Source organism: Arthrobacter sp. SLBN-100 (assembly GCF_006715305.1).
Classification (GTDB): Bacteria; Actinomycetota; Actinomycetes; order Actinomycetales; family Micrococcaceae; genus Arthrobacter.
The window spans coordinates 2320045-2334250 of the sequence record NZ_VFMY01000001.1 but is presented as its reverse complement, the minus strand read 5'-3'; the positions used below and the strand labels follow the sequence as shown (position 1 = coordinate 2334250).

Here is a 14206-nt window from a genome sequence, read left to right as displayed (position 1 = left end):
TGCTGGTTTCCACTCGAAAACGAAGTTGCCCCGCTCAGGCGGTGCCGAAGGGGTTGTCTATGATGAGCTTCCACCCTTGGTCGTTCAGACGAAGAACATCAGCAGCGGTGCCTTTCAGGTCCACTTCATTGCCATCGGCGGCCGTGCCCTTGATTGTCCAGTCAACGATCGCTAGCGCTATATCTCCTTCCCGTAGTACGTGGCGGACGGTCAAGTCGATCGGCAGTCCCATGGCGAGGAACTGGCGCTGGGCTACGAGGTTGTCCTCACCGCTGAGGGCCAACCCGGGCTGAGGGGCGAATACGGCATTTGTGTCCATGAAGCCAGCCATCCCGTCCAAGTCCTGGCGGTTGAAGCATTCTGCCCATGCAGGGTGCAGAGCGCCCGGATCTGTAATTTTCATTCTGTCCTCCAAACGGCCAATGTGCGCCTTCTCAGCAGTATTGGGCGGGAACCATACGTGCCTTCCAGTCGCAGGCCGAATCCCGTTACATGTCCATACCTCGGGTGAAGCGTGACGTTCGTGGGTCTTGCTGCAAACTGACTTCAGTTACGCTTCAGTTCCAGTACATCGTCTTGACCATTACTGCCGCGTTACCGGAACTCCGGTGCCGCCAAAGCGGCGGATCCACGGCTGGAGTAGGGAGCCGCCTGGGTAGCACCTGGCAGCAGCAGCGGTGGGATACCTACGAGGATTGGCCCCGGCTGTGGGCGGGTATACCGGACCTCGCGTTCGAACGTAAGATCAGTTCCGGTTGTTCCGAGGGGCCAAGGCAAGGAGCCGTGTGTCGGCGTGGAGTTGCCGCTGTGAAAGGCTGCAGTTATGGACAACTCATCTCGGGAACATGACCTCGTTCTCTACGGAGCGACGGGTTTCGTTGGCCGACTGATCGCGGGCTACGTCGCGGAGCATGTACCGGCCGGTATGCGAGTTGGACTCGCGGGCCGGTCGAGGTCCAGGCTCGGGGCGGTTCGGTCGCAGTTGCCGGTCGCGGCGCACGGATGGGCCCTCATCGAAGCCGACTCGGAGGACGCGGACTCGATCGCCGCCCTGGCCGCGGGCACACGCGTGCTCTTCACAACCGTCGGTCCATACGCGAAACACGGACTACCAGTCGTCGAGGCCTGCGCACGGGCCAATACCCACTATGCCGACCTCGCGGGTGAGGTGTCCTTCGTCCGGGAGGCGATTGATCGCTACGACGTTCTGGCCAGGACGAGCGGGGCCAGGATCGTGCACTCCTGCGGCTACGACTCGGTGCCGTCCGATCTCGCTGTACTGCTGTTGCATCAGGCGGCAGAAGCCGATGGCGCTGGCGGTTTGGTCGAGGTTCAACTCGTTGCTACGGCCAAGGGTGGCATCAGCGGAGGCACGCTCGAATCGATGCGCGGGCAGCTCGACGCGATGCGATCGAGCACCGCCCTGCGGTCATTAGCCGCGGACCCCTATGCTCTGAGCCCTGACCGGACACGGGAGCCGACGATACAACAGCCTCTTGACGCCGGTCCTGTGCGCCGTTCCGATGACGGCACCTGGACCGCGCCTTTCATCATGGCTCCGTTCAACACTCGGATAGTGCGCCGCAGCAACGCATTGCAGGGCTGGGCCTACGGCCGGTCCCTTCAGTACGGTGAGGTGATGGGGGTGGCCCCCGGACCGGCAGGAGCGGTCACCGCCAGGGCAATGGCACTAGGGCTCCGGGCATTCACGGGAGCGATGGCGTTCCCGCCGACCCGGCGGGTGCTCGACCGCTGTCTTCCGGCACCAGGTGCGGGCCCGAGCACCGGCACGCAGCGCGCGGGCTGGTTCCGTTCGAAGGTGACCGCCCGCACCGAGGACGGGCACTGTTACCAGGCGATTGCTGCTGGCCCCGGTGATCCCGGTTATGCCGCCACCGCCGTGATGGCAGGGGAGACTGCACTCGCTCTTGCCCTCGACGGTGACCGGCTGCCGACCGCGAAAGGATCGCTGACACCGGCCACTGCACTCGGCAACGTGCTCATACAGCGACTCCGCGCGGCCGGCCACACTTACGAGGTAAACAGACTCGCCTGAACCCAAGTCCTGCAGATCAACTGATAACGGGGCAATCCTGTTAGCCAGGCACCCGCGGAGGCGCTTGATGAAAGAAGGCTTCAAAACCGGGCGGGGAAGGGGCCGGCGGCGCCCGTCACGAGCGGGTGTTGAGGTAGTGCAGAATCACCCGGGCCGTCTCCTCAGGGGCGCTGACGTGGGGGCAGTGCCCGGTGGCCTGCAGCTGCACCAGGGTGCTGTGATCCAGATTCTTGTGCAGGTAGTCGCCCACTTCCGGCGGGGCAAGCCGATCGTCGGAGCACTGCAGAATCAGGCAGCTGGTGCGCAACTTTTTCAGTTCAGGGCGGGTGTCGGAGAAGAAGGTTACCCCGGCGAAGTGCCGTGCGATGGTCGGATTTGTCCGGCAGAAGCTGACGCGCAGGTCCTCCGCTAATGCCGGCTCCTGCGGGTTGCCCATGACCATGGGCGCCAGGGTCGCGGCCCAGGCGAAATAGTTGCTGTCCAGGGATGCCAGCAGGCCCTCGATGTCTTCGCGCGAAAACCCGCCCACGTAGCCGTCGTACGGGTCATCGGTGTGACGGGGTGAAGGAGCAAGCAGGACCAGGTGGGAGAAGCGGCTGGGGTCCTGCACTGCGGCGATCACGGCGATCATTGTGCTGACACTGTGGCCCACCAGGATGACGTCCTCAAGGTCAAGGGCGGCGCAAATCTCCAGCAGGTCCGACGCGTACCCGTTGAGGGACCCGTACTTCTCCCAGTCATAGGCGCTGATGTCGGAGTCTCCTGCACCAACATGATCAAAAAGCACCAGCCGGTAATCATCAGCGAAAAAGGGAAGCAGCTTCAGCCACATAGCCTGATCGCAGCCAAAACCGTGGGCAAACATCATCACAGGCCCATCATCCCGGCCCGATATGGTGACATTGTTCCGGCCGATTACCGCAGCAACTCCTTCTTTCACGTTCTCACTGACCCTCCGTAGGGTGGCGTCCTGTCCCAGACTATCCACGGGAAATAGCGAATCCTAGGGATCCTCCCACTATGACCTTCAAGGCGACGTCCATTCAGCCCATTGCGTGCGACGCGGCTTAGGTGACTCCCCGACAGGGACCATGGTGTCGGGTTTCGGGTGTCCTCAAACTCCAATTTGTAGCCGGTCCCTGGCTTGGTCGGATGAAGCCTGCGCGGCGTTTCTGCCAGCGCCTCCACCCGCGCCGTAGACCGGCTTCACCCGCCGGAGCGCCGCGAGGATCGCGCGCCCCACCACAGCGATCCCGATGATGGTGGTCACCGCACGCAGGGTGTCCCAGCCCGCCGTCGACGTCACCAGCGAGTAGAGCAGGAAGCTGCCCAGGTTGGTGGCCAGCGGCGCGCCCGGCTCGTACGAGATGCCGGTGCCGGCGCCGACGGCGAAGGGCCAGAACCACAGGTTCGTCAGCAGGCCGAACAGGTAGGACGCCACGGCGCCGTAGCCGCACAGCATCCACAGTTCCGCCTTGCCCCGGACGCTGCGGGGGAGCAGGCCGGCCCCCGCGCCCACCCACGCACAGGCGAAGATCTGGAACGGTGTCCACGGCCCGATCCCGCCCCACAAGGCGCTGGAGAGGGCGATGGTGGCGGTGCCGAGGAGCAGGCCGAAACGGGGACCGAAGGCCCGGCCGGCCAGGATCAACAGAATAAAGACTGCCTCGACGCCCCCGACGCCGGTGCTCGCCACCCGGACTGCGGAACCGACGGCTGCCAGGACGCCGAGCAGTGCCACCGTGTGGGCGGAGCGGACAGAGCCATCGAGGGATACGACGACGGCGACCGCGGCGAGCGGCGCGATGGCCAGGGCTGCGTAGGGGAGGGCCGCCGCGGCATCCTGCGGAAGGGCCGCGGCGAGCAGCGGCCAGCAGAATGCTGCCAGGGCCAGAAGATTTGCGGCGGCGAGAACTGCGAGTTCGACGCCGCGCGGCAGCCGGATGCGGCGTTTTCGTTCCGCGACTCGGGAGTCTGATTGCTCCTCGACGAGCGTTGCCCTGGGTCCGGCGCCTGCCTGCCGGGGGAGCGGAAGGGGCGCGTGAAGTTCTTCCGCCGGAAGAGAAGCGGGCGTGACGCCGTCACGCATTGGGAGGATCCGGGCGCCCAGGCCGTGGGCAAAGTCGTGGTCGTGGGTGGCGATGAGGACCGCCGCGCCGGAGTCTGCCGCAGCCCGCAAAGCTGAGGCGACTGCTGTACGTGCCGCCGGATCGAGTCCGCGAGTGGGCTCATCGATCAGGAGGACCTGGGGATCGTCCATGGTCTGCAGCGCGATGGCAAGGATCCTGCGCTCTCCGGCGGAGAGGTCCCGGGGATGCTCGTGCCCGATGGGGATGGTGACGCCGCCCCGCAGGCGGGCCAGGCGCGACGCCGCAAAGCCGGGCGCGGGCTGTCCGCCGTTCTTTCGGCGCGCAAGGCGACGCTCAGCCGCGCGAAGCTCTCCTGCGACCGTATCCCTGGTGAAGAGGTCGTCCGAGGCGTCCGGCACCAGGGCGACCCGACCGCTGTCGAGCGTTTTTACACCGCCACCGCCCTGACCGCCGCTGCCCGCACCGCGCGTGCCTTCACCTAGGGCCAGCGCCACCAGGAGGGACGACTTCCCGGCCCCGTTCGGCCCCACCAGGGCCACCACTTCACCGCGGTGCAGGGTCAGGGATGCATCGCGCACCAGCGAGGTGCCTTTGCGATGCACGGCGAGGTTTGTGGCCGTCAGCACAGGGGCGAGGTCAGTCGGGTATGCAGGTGCTGGGATGGCCTGGGTGGGCAAAGAGGGCCCTGGCGCGGCACCCGGGACCCCTGTAGTTGAGATCAATGTGCCGTCGTCGATGGTCCACCACGAGTCGGCAACGGTTATCAGCGCTTCCGCCCGGTGCTCCGCCACGATGACGCAGACGCCGGAGTCGCGGGCAAGGTCGTGGAGCACGGCGATGACGCGGCCGCGTGCCTTGGTGTCGAGGTCGGCCAGAGGCTCGTCAGCCAGGAGCAGGGCCGGTTGCTCCACCACTGCGGCCGCGATGGCCACGAGGGTTGCCTCGCCCGCCGAGAGGGTGCTGAGATTCCGGTCCAGCAGCGCGGCCACGCCAATCCGCTCGGCGACCTCCTCCACGCGGTCCTTGGCTGTGCCGAATGCCACGCCGCGCAGCTCAAGTGCGAGTGAGATTTCATCTCGGACCCGGGTGGTGGCGAAGGCCGCGCGGGGATTCTGCAGGACGACGCCGACGCGGCGGGCGGTATCGCGCGGGGGCGTGCTGGCACGGTCCATTCCGGCGACGCGCACCGTGCCGGAAATGTCTCCGCCGTCGACTTGGGAGAGGAGCCCGGCGATGCCCCTCAGGATGGTGGACTTGCCGGAACCCGTGGGTCCGGTGATCACCGTGATGGACCCGCTCGACGGCGTGAACCTGTTGACGCTCACCTGCGCGTCACCGATGCGGAACTGGGCGTCCCGCACCTGGAGCGGGCCGCCGTCGTCGTTCTTGGAAGAGCGCTGCGCCCGGCTCCCGAAGCCGCGCAGCTCCAGGGCCGCGGCAACTCGGCTGGCATGTTCCAGGGTGCGCTCGAGCACGGGCACCAGGGCGCGGGGGCCGAAGCGTTCGCCCCGCAACCGGAACGCCAGGCGGACGGAGGTCACGGCGTCGGAAAGTGCAGGGAGCGCCGCCCAGGCCACCACGAGCATCCGGCCTATGCCCTGCAGGGGGCCGCGGCGGGCCAGGTGCACAAAGCCGCGGGCCACGTCCACCCAGGCATTGAGCAGGCCGAAGCCGAGGAACATCCCGGCAATCGGCAGGGCGGACAGGACCGCCGCCCACAGCCCGGGCCCAGTGACCGGGCCGAGGAGGGCCACATGGGCGTACGGGGCTGGCAGCCGGATCGCCGGCAGGTCGAGCAGAACCGGTTCGCCGATGCCCGCCCCGTTGAAAAGGATGCGGTAGATGACCCGCGCCACGATGAAGACGACGGCGAGAGCCGCCGCAGCGCGTAACGGCGCGGGTCGGAAGGTCATGCCGCGGGGGTGGCCGGTTCGCCGTCGACCGTGTACAGCAGTTCCAGGCTCTCTCCGGGGCTCACCTTCAGGGTGGCGTGGCCTTCCTGGGCGTAAGCCCAATCACCGGAGGCCGGCTTAACCCAGAGGGACCAGTAGGCGAAGGCAGCGGTCATGCCCTTGCATTCTTCCCGGTATGTGCCGCCCTTGTGGACGATGTCGAGGTCAGCAGCGGGGACACCGTTCACGCGGCAGACCAGCTCGGTGGGGTACTGCGTGGTGCCCTCGGTCTTGATGTTGGCATCCTTGAGCAAATCGGCAGCGACGGTGGGCTCGTCCACGGGGACGCACACGGACGTGTCAGCGGCCTCCTGCTTCAGGGCGCCCGAGTCGACGATGACCTTCACGCCGTCGCAGGGCCCGGAGGCGGCGGCGGATGAAGCCGATGCTGTGGAAGAAGTTGCTGCCGTGGAAGCGGGCTCAGAGGCAGCTGGCTGGGTGGTGGCCGGCGCGGAACATGCGGCGAGGGAAAACAGGAGACCGGCGGCGGCGAGGGAGCTCGCGGCCGCGGTGCGGATCTTAGTCAAAGTCACCTGTTAAGGGTAGGGCGTTGCCTGTCCGGATCCGGATGCAGTCGCGTTTTGTGACGTCAGTTCTGTCATCGTTGGGGATGTGCGCTGGCGAACGCTTGGGGAACTATGGGGCCCTACCTTGCGTCGATGCAGATGCAGATGCAGATGCCGTTGCCTCAGCCCGGGCTTTGATGCCCAGGAGCATTTTCCTCATCATCGGGAAGTCCCCGAACTCCAGGAGGGGCACGGTGAGGATCAGGGAGGGGCCGGGGCGGTAACGCTGCTTGAGTCGCGTCACGAGCCGGGTCCCGCCGGTGGGGAGTTTGGTCAGGTGCCAGGCCCACGTGGAATCGGGCTTTGACCAGACGATGGAATCAGGCCTGTGAAGCGAGGCTACTGTGAAAGAGGTCGAGGGAGTGGCCTCGCTGGTCATCGGGGCTGCAACGTCTCCAATGTGGGGGTCCTGCCACTGCGGCAGGATGGTTTCGGCGCTCGGCTCTCCAAGGGAGTCGAGCAGGTCGTATGCATAGAATCCTGCCCTTTTGAAGCCGACCTGCATCAGCCAGGGCCAGACCATCTCAGGATCCGCGTCTATAGTTATCGCCCGCGTGGCGGTGAAGTGCGATACCGGGACCAGTTCGTCGCCGGGCATTGGTCCCGTGACCTCTTGATCCGTGGCGCCCCAGCGGAGGTGCCAGTGCCGGAAGAGCGGAGCGGTGATGAAGAGGGGGACAGCCTTGGCGGTCTCCGTCGCCTGGCGAATGGTTTTGGCCCAATGGTGTGCCTTCTGGCTTTCGGCGCTGCGCTGGGGCTGTTTCTTGCCTTGGACGGGGGAGTGAGGACCGAGTGGGCCGGCCGAACCGGCGTCAGCCAGGAACTCTTGCAGGTGGCTGTTCACGATGCCGGGCTGGGAAAGAGCGGCGAAGTGGTAGGCGTTGGGGATGATCTGCGTTTGTATGTCCGGGACCCACTTACTTGCACGCCGGAATACGGTACTTGGACGGTACAGCCGCTCCTTCGCGCCGATGAGGAGCAGCGTCGGCATCGAAATGGTCGCGAGGCGTCGCCGGGGGTAGACCCTGGGAAAAATATGGTTTGTCATGCCCCCGTGAACCATGGTCGCGAAGAACAGGTCTTCCCAGAGCGGATCGGGAGGCAGACCGTTCCTGAGCCAGTTCATGCCCCTTCGGATGTGCTGTCTGGTTGAGGGGAGCCGGGGGAAAAGTAAGGACAGGAATTTGGGAATGAAGAGGTGGATGTAGAAGGGGACAATGGCATGGAACGTCGCGGCCGGGTCAATCAGGACCAGCCGGCGGATGCGTTCCGGCATCTCCATGGCCAAGCCTGCGCTCAGGAAACCGCCGAAGGAAGCCCCCACGAGGTGCGCTTCGGCGAGGCCCAGCCCATCCAGCACTTCGGAGAACCATTGGGTGATGTCGCTGCTCTTGGTCATGGGTCGGGACGGGACGCTCCTGTTTGGTTCCCCGACGATATCGACGGCATAGGTTCTGAAATCCCGGCTGAGCTCCTCGACATTCGGCCCCCAGATGGTGGACGTTGCCAGCAGAGGGTGGAGAAATACAATCGGGGGTGCTTCTGGAGGGCCGCTCACAATCACGTGGGTTTGCCCGAAGGACGTTGGCACCACCTGTTCGGTGTAGGGAACGCTCCAGTGTTGGAGCACCCGGTCATATGCCCGCAGTACCTCCAGTTCGCCGGCGGGGGAGGTAAAGACCGAAAGCTTGGAGACTTGGTTCTTCATTCCGCACCTCAGGGATAGTGGACGGACCTGAACCCGTGGAGGGTGGGTTTTGGGTGTATGTTCAGGCTCAGTTCGGCTTCACGGGGGCTCTGCACGGGTGGATCTGCAGGTTGCTCCGGCGAGCCGCGCCAGGGCGAAACTATTGCGGGGGCGATTCCAAGCAGAGCAAGAACCAGGACCAGCTCCAAAATGCCGAACCCGAAGTACACGCTTTGCAGCCAGGAGTATCCGATGATGGCCAGCTCGGTGAAATTCCAGATCAGCATTGCGAAGCCAGCAACCCCCGACGCCAGTAGAGCCCAGGGACGCCGTCTGGGCACTGCGATCGCCGCAAACGTGTGCGTGCCGCCGAGGATGATTCCCAGGATGAGGCCTAGGACCAGGAAGGACTGAAACCATGAACCGGCAAGGAGCTCCAGCGGTACGCCCGCTCCGTTGAAGAAGATGGCCATGACGGCGCCACCGAAGGATGACACGGCATTGAAGATCAGCAGGGCGGCGAGTACCCGCGAAAATATTCTGCTGGAAAGCGGAAAATTCATGATTTGGGACCTTCCGATCGTCGCACTGGCAGGGAACCCCTGCTGGGGAATGGCTGAGGCCGCGCCGTGTTTTATCTGTCCCTCTGCTCGGCGGACAGGAGCCTGATCACCGGTGGAAAGATCAGATGAAGGATCATTTGCGCTCGTAGACCGGTAATTTGGAGTCGCCGCCTTCAGAGACTTGTACCCAGCCGTCCCTCGTTAGATCCCGCTTCAATTCCGCCAGTGCCGCAGTCATTCCCGGAGCCCATTCCTCCTGGGGATAAACCTGGTTGACCGATCGTGCTGCGGGAAATGTCGGGCTCTTGTAGCGGGTCTTTCCGTCGACTTGGCCCACGAACCGCTGCTGGGTGCTTCCGTACTGGGACGCCAGGGTGGTGAGAATGCTCGCCCACCAGGACGTGCCGCCGACATCCTCAAGGGCTATGGTGAGCTTCTTCTCCGGTGACCTCATGTAAGTGTCCTCTCAGTGTCAGCCAAGGAATAAGCTGTTCCATCTGATCCTGCTCCTAGCCGCCGGCGACTTCCTGGGCGTTAAGGATCCGGCCTGGTCCAGAGAACAGAATCGCTCGCTTCTTCTTTCCCTGACAGAGTCCAAAGTCCTTTCTCCACGAGCCGCCCGCCGTGATCTCTCCAGCAGCCTCGCCCATGACGACCCCTGACACGCCGGAAGCGGACGACGGCGGGAGCCTCCCGCCGTCGTCCGCTCCTGCTTTGAAAGGTGCCTAGAACCGGGTTGTGCCGCGCAATTTGCGGGGGCGGCCGTCCGGGTCCACCAGAAAGCGGTTTGCAGGAGCCGCCCAGAGACGCTGAAGGCGCGTTACCCGTTCTGTGGTGTGGTGCCGCACCTGTCCCTCGGGACGGGGCGGGCGGCGGCTGGTTTTGTGCCAATCGTCCAGGGCGTCGGCGGCGGCATTCCACAGGCCGAGGCCGTCGGCCGGATCGTGGAGCCGAGGGTCACTCTGGTCGAGGCCCAGGTGTTCGGCCCAGAGCTGGAGCCGGACCCTGTGGGCTAACGGACGGGAGGCGCCCGGACCAGTGTCTGCGCCGGACGCTTCCTGCTCACCGGCAGTGGTGTCGACTACCGCGCAGGTAAGCTCGCTGTCCGTGGTCCAGGACCGACGGTTGAAGTTGTCCGACCCACACGTGAACCAGGTGTCGTCGATGATGCAGATCTTGGCATGGACATAGATCGGAGTCCCTGCTCTGTTCTCCAGATTGAAGACCCCGAACCTGTCCGGTGCAACGCGGCTTATTGTTTCGATGGCACGCAGTTGCCCCAGCCGCTTGGGTGGCCCTCCGAGCGGACCGTCAGAGTCCGGGTAGCGGGGTACCACGGCGATCACGTGCAACCCGGGGTTCTGTTCGAGGGCCGCCGCGATTCCGGCGGCGACCTCTGCCGACCACAGGTACTGGTCCTCGATGTAAATCAGCGAACGGGCTAGTGAGAAGGCTTTTGTGTAGGCCTGGGCAACGCTCCGCTCGCCGCCGGGGGCGAAGGGGAACGGCGGATGCTTCACGCCGTAGGTGCGCAGCAGCTGCACGGCATGGGGGCCGGCCGGCGGCGGGGGCGGCGCAGTCTCCGGCAGGGGTTCGGGGTGCCGGGGCATGTCGGCCAGGCGTTGCAGCAGCATCCGGTAAGGCGTGCGCCGGTCCAGGGGATGGGGGTCGTTCCACCTTTCCGCGAACAACTCCAGTACATCTGCCACCACCGGGCCACGAAGTTCGAGGGCGGCGTCGTGCCACGGAGGTTGTTTCCCGTACCGCGGATCCATGTCCACCGCCTGCGGATCTCCCAGGTGGTCAGCATCGTCCCGGCGGCTGTGGGAAAGGTCAATCCCGCCCACGAACGCCACGTCCCGCGAAGGGTCGTTACGGCTGCGGATGACGAACAATTTCTGGTGATGGCAGCCGAAGAGGCGCACCCGCTGATCCAGCAGCACCTCGCCGCCGGCGTCGTTGATCTCGCGGCTGAGGAGCTCGTTGGACCGGTTGCTCATGGGGGCAGACAGTCGCTCGCCGTGGGATCTCCAGATCAGACCGCGCACTTCCACTCCGGCACGGGCCAGCCGCACCAGCAACTCGCCGATTGTCGGCCCGTCCGCCGTAAGCCGTTCGTCGCCATCACCACGCCAGTCGGTGAACCATACACGGTCTCCCTCTTGAAGCGCCGACAGCTCCTCATGCAGCCGGGCGAAGTAGGTGGCCCCATGAATTACGGGCCGGACCAGATTGCCCTCAGACCAGGCCTGCGATCCGGCACCTTCCGCATGCACGCTGGTGGCCGCATGCTCCCGCTCGGCACCACTCAAGAACCAGTAACCGGCACCACTGTCCACGCGTCGTTCCCTTCGGCCCCAGGGGCCGCCCTCATTGTCCGGCCTCCTTAGTAGCCTACGACGGTGTTGGGCAATGTCATCGGCCCGTTGGCGGGCACGTCGGCTCCGGCGGCGGGAAATTCCATGTTTTCGCGTCAATCCACGTGGCGCGGGCAGCGGCCGGGGCTCCTTTAGAGGGTGAGCTCCATGAAGACGCTGTTGGGGTCCAGGACATAGTGGGCGAAAGGCGGGCACTCCACGAAGCCGTTCCGGGCATAGAGACGCCTGGCCGGAGCGAAGTAGTCCTCGGTGCCTGTTTCAAGATAGATGCGCTCGAGGTTCCGGGCCCGGGCGTCGTCGAGGATATGGCGGAGCATCAGGGTGGCCACCCCCCGTCCCCGTGCGCTCGCCCTGGTGCGCATGGACTTGATCTCCCCCTGCTTGGGCGTGCCGGCCGGGCACTCCAGGAGCTTAAGTGCGCCGCACCCCAGCAAATCGCCGTGCTCGCGGACCGTCCAGAACGTGATGGACGGCGCGGCCAGGGCGGAGTGGTGCAGCGCGTGGACGCTTTCGGCCGGCGAGGTGGCGTACATGTCCGCCAAGTGTTCGCCGAGGAGCTGGTGGACGTCGCCGCTTGCAGGGTCGTCCCGGTCAATGGAAATCATCGGCTCAAATGTACCTCCCGACGCCGCCGACTCCACATCAGCAGGTACCAAAGGGAGCGGACGACGGCGGGACCCTCCCGCCGTCGTGCGCCCTACATCCGGCCGATGTGCGCACCTCACTATCGGCCCCGATTGCCTTTCACCCGGGCCAGCGGGGACGCCGACGTCCCGGGAATTTCGGAAGGTCTGGACACAGGTAGCCGCCGGACTTACTGTGCAAATGTGGCGGCTGCCTGACTGGCAGGATCCGTGCTGCCGGTCCGCCGTTGCGGCCGTCCGTCCTGAGGAGGAAGCAGATGGAACACGTTGAAGAGACCCTCGATGTCGCCGTCCCGGTGCGGACCGCGTACAACCAGTGGACCCAGTTCGAATCTTTTCCGCAGTTCATGTCCGGTGTGGAATCGGTCACCCAGCTGACAGACACCACCAACCACTGGGTGACCAACGTGGGTGGAGTCCACCGCGAATTCGACACTGAAATCGTTGACCAGGAGCCTGACGACCGGATCGCCTGGCGCAGCACCGACGGCAAGTCCCATGCCGGCATCATCAGGTTTACGCCACTGGATGCCAACCACACCAAGGTCAAGGTCCACTTCGAGTGGGCGCCGGAAACCGTCACCGAAAAGGCCGGCGCGGCACTGAAGATCGACGAGATGCAGGTAAAGGCCGACATGCGGAAGTTCAAGGACTTCGTCGAATCACGCGGTACCGAAACCGGCGGCTGGCGTGGCGAAGTGAAGGACAGCGGCCCCACCGGCCAGTTCTAGAAGTGCCACCGGGATCAGCTGAGGAAGCGAAGCCTGACAAACAGAAGGCGGACGACGGCGGGAACCTCCGATGCGGCGGGTACCGGTTCACTCCAGGGTGAGGCCGGCCTTCTTCGCTTCGCGGAACTCGCCATCGATGTGCACCACGTCGCGGCCTGCGCGCTGCAGCAGGCTCGCCGCCACCGCCGAGCGGTACCCGGAACCGCAGTGCACCCACAGCCGCCCGGCGGGCACCTCGTCCATGCGGCGCAGCAGCTCATGGACCGGGATGTTCGCTGCCTCCCGGATATGGGACTTTTCGAACTCGTCGGTGCGGCGGACGTCGAGGATGCAATCGTCCTTGGGCTTCCGCAGCACTTCCTGCCAGCCAACGCTCTCGTAGGAGGAAGTCGCTGCCCGGGGCGCGAGTTCCGCCGGTCCGCTGCCGATGGCCGCGTCCGGGTTGTCGATGCCGATGCGGGACAGGTCCCGGATGGCGTTCTCCACATCCTGGTGTTCACCCACGAGGGTCAGCTGTTCATCCCAGGGCAGGACCCAGCCCAGGAATGCGGTGAACTTGGTGCCGTCGCCGTATTCGAAGCTGACGCTGCCGCTCAGGTGGCTGCTGGCAAAGGCAATGCGGTTCCTGAGGTCCACCACCCACTCTCCCCGCTGCAGCCGGGATGCCAGCTCGTCCTGGTCCAGGGAGTCGGGCAGTTCCAGGTCCGGCGCCGTGGGGCCTGCCAGGTTGATCGGGGCCATATGGGCGTAATACGAGGGATAAGCCGTGAGGTTGTGGATGAGCTCGCGGACAAAATGGTCCTCGTCGGGGTCCGTCAGGGCATGGTTTTCCTTCAGCTGCTCGCCGATGGTGGAGGATTTCGCCCCGCTGGCCGGGCCTGAGGAACAGAAGGAACCGAAGCCATGGGTCGGGTAGAGCCCGGCGTCCTGGCCCGCCTCCTCCGTCAGGCGCCGTACCGAGGCGTACTGGTGGTGGGTGAGCGGCACGGTGTCTTCCCTGCTGACCAGGTCGGTGCGGCCCACGGAGCCGTAGAGCAGGCTCCCTCCCGAGAACACCGCCTGGCGCTCGCCGTCCGTGACGATGTAGGAGAGGTGGTGGTGGGTATGTCCCGGCGTGGCCACCGCTTTGAGGGTCATCCTTCCCACCTGCACCGTGTCTCCGTCGGAGATCGGTTGGCGGGTGTAGGGCACATCGTCCGCGGCACTGATCAGGTAGGCGGCGTTGTGGTCGCTCGCGAGCTGCAGCCCGCCCGTCACATAGTCGTTGTGGATGTGGGTCTCGGCCACATGGGTGATTCTCACCCCCGCACCTGCAATGGCCTTTTCCAACCGGTCGGTGTCCCGCTGGGGATCGATGACCACGCCCACCGCGCCGTCGTGGACCAGATAGGTGCGGTCGCCAAGCTGGGGCGTTTCGATCGTGACGACTTCCATGCCCGATTCCTCCCTGAATGCGCATCAGCCTGATCGCCACGTTACCCCCGGGCATGCCCTGCTGGTAGCCCCGCCTGTCCAGACTGGAGGTAACATCGTCAGCAG

Annotated in this window: 12 protein-coding genes; 2 read left to right on the top strand and 10 right to left on the bottom strand. The window is 65.3% G+C overall.

Annotation, left to right across the window (positions count from 1 at the left end; all coding sequences use genetic code 11):
- Positions 1-34: 34 nt before the first annotated feature.
- Positions 35-403 carry a YybH family protein gene (locus FBY31_RS10945; RefSeq protein WP_142040540.1) on the bottom strand — a complete coding sequence of 123 codons (369 nt, stop codon included), beginning with the start codon at positions 401-403 and terminating at the stop codon, positions 35-37.
- A gap of 420 nt (positions 404-823) precedes the next feature.
- Between FBY31_RS10945 and FBY31_RS10940 the strand changes: the two genes are divergently transcribed.
- Positions 824-2056 carry a saccharopine dehydrogenase family protein gene (locus FBY31_RS10940; protein WP_142040537.1) on the top strand — a complete coding sequence of 411 codons (1233 nt, stop codon included), beginning with the start codon at positions 824-826 and terminating at the stop codon, positions 2054-2056.
- Positions 2057-2171: 115 nt separating this feature from the next.
- Here FBY31_RS10940 and FBY31_RS10935 read toward each other — a convergent pair whose 3' ends face one another.
- The 8 genes from FBY31_RS10935 to FBY31_RS10900 all read right to left on the bottom strand — a co-directional run bounded on the left by FBY31_RS10935 (position 2172) and on the right by FBY31_RS10900 (position 11897).
- A complete protein-coding gene (locus FBY31_RS10935) occupies positions 2172-2996 on the bottom strand; it encodes an alpha/beta fold hydrolase (protein WP_142040534.1) in 825 nt (274 codons plus the stop codon).
- Between the two features lie 174 nt (positions 2997-3170).
- The gene (locus tag FBY31_RS10930; RefSeq protein WP_142040531.1) at positions 3171-6059 is read right to left on the bottom strand and encodes an ATP-binding cassette domain-containing protein; all 2889 of its coding nucleotides are present in this window, start codon (positions 6057-6059) and stop codon (positions 3171-3173) included.
- Entirely contained in the window at positions 6056-6631 is a 576-nt protein-coding gene (locus tag FBY31_RS10925; protein WP_142040528.1) for a hypothetical protein, read from the bottom strand. Before FBY31_RS10925 ends, FBY31_RS10930 begins: the two co-directional genes overlap by 4 nt.
- Positions 6632-6734: 103 nt before the next feature.
- Complete coding sequence (locus tag FBY31_RS10920) at positions 6735-8372, bottom strand: alpha/beta fold hydrolase (RefSeq protein WP_142040525.1); 1638 nt, start codon at positions 8370-8372, stop codon at positions 6735-6737.
- Positions 8373-8380: 8 nt separating this feature from the next.
- Positions 8381-8914 carry a hypothetical protein gene (locus FBY31_RS10915; protein ID WP_142040522.1) on the bottom strand — a complete coding sequence of 178 codons (534 nt, stop codon included), beginning with the start codon at positions 8912-8914 and terminating at the stop codon, positions 8381-8383.
- Between the two features lie 133 nt (positions 8915-9047).
- On the bottom strand, positions 9048-9368 hold the full coding sequence (locus tag FBY31_RS10910; protein WP_142040519.1) for a hypothetical protein: 321 nt from the start codon (positions 9366-9368) through the stop codon (positions 9048-9050).
- A 271-nt stretch (positions 9369-9639) separates the two neighbouring features.
- Positions 9640-11253, bottom strand: coding sequence for a phospholipase D family protein (locus tag FBY31_RS10905; protein WP_142040516.1), 1614 nt, complete (start codon positions 11251-11253; stop codon positions 9640-9642).
- A gap of 170 nt (positions 11254-11423) precedes the next feature.
- Positions 11424-11897 (bottom strand): GNAT family N-acetyltransferase, encoded by a 474-nt coding sequence (locus FBY31_RS10900; RefSeq protein WP_142040513.1) that lies wholly within the window; start codon positions 11895-11897, stop codon positions 11424-11426.
- Positions 11898-12193: 296 nt separating this feature from the next.
- On the opposite strand from FBY31_RS10900, the gene FBY31_RS10895 reads away from it, so the two are divergent.
- Positions 12194-12667 carry an SRPBCC family protein gene (locus FBY31_RS10895; RefSeq protein ID WP_142040510.1) on the top strand — a complete coding sequence of 158 codons (474 nt, stop codon included), beginning with the start codon at positions 12194-12196 and terminating at the stop codon, positions 12665-12667.
- An 87-nt stretch (positions 12668-12754) separates the two neighbouring features.
- Here the strand turns inward: FBY31_RS10895 and FBY31_RS10890 are convergent, their stop codons facing one another.
- Entirely contained in the window at positions 12755-14101 is a 1347-nt protein-coding gene (locus FBY31_RS10890) for an MBL fold metallo-hydrolase (RefSeq protein WP_142040507.1), read from the bottom strand.
- Positions 14102-14206 lie beyond the last annotated feature (105 nt).

Bases quoted from the DNA above. Each gene is read 5' to 3' on its own strand.
- FBY31_RS10945 (WP_142040540.1), bottom strand. From the start codon at position 403: ATGAAAATTACAGATCCGGGCGCTCTGCACCCTGCATGGGCAGAATGC.
- FBY31_RS10940 (WP_142040537.1), top strand. From the start codon at position 824: ATGGACAACTCATCTCGGGAACATGACCTCGTTCTCTACGGAGCGACG.
- FBY31_RS10930 (WP_142040531.1), bottom strand. From the start codon at position 6,059: ATGACCTTCCGACCCGCGCCGTTACGCGCTGCGGCGGCTCTCGCCGTC.
- FBY31_RS10920 (WP_142040525.1), bottom strand. From the start codon at position 8,372: ATGAAGAACCAAGTCTCCAAGCTTTCGGTCTTTACCTCCCCCGCCGGC.
- FBY31_RS10915 (WP_142040522.1), bottom strand. From the start codon at position 8,914: ATGAATTTTCCGCTTTCCAGCAGAATATTTTCGCGGGTACTCGCCGCC.
- FBY31_RS10910 (WP_142040519.1), bottom strand. From the start codon at position 9,368: ATGAGGTCACCGGAGAAGAAGCTCACCATAGCCCTTGAGGATGTCGGC.
- FBY31_RS10900 (WP_142040513.1), bottom strand. From the start codon at position 11,897: ATGATTTCCATTGACCGGGACGACCCTGCAAGCGGCGACGTCCACCAG.
- FBY31_RS10895 (WP_142040510.1), top strand. From the start codon at position 12,194: ATGGAACACGTTGAAGAGACCCTCGATGTCGCCGTCCCGGTGCGGACC.
- FBY31_RS10890 (WP_142040507.1), bottom strand. From the start codon at position 14,101: ATGGAAGTCGTCACGATCGAAACGCCCCAGCTTGGCGACCGCACCTAT.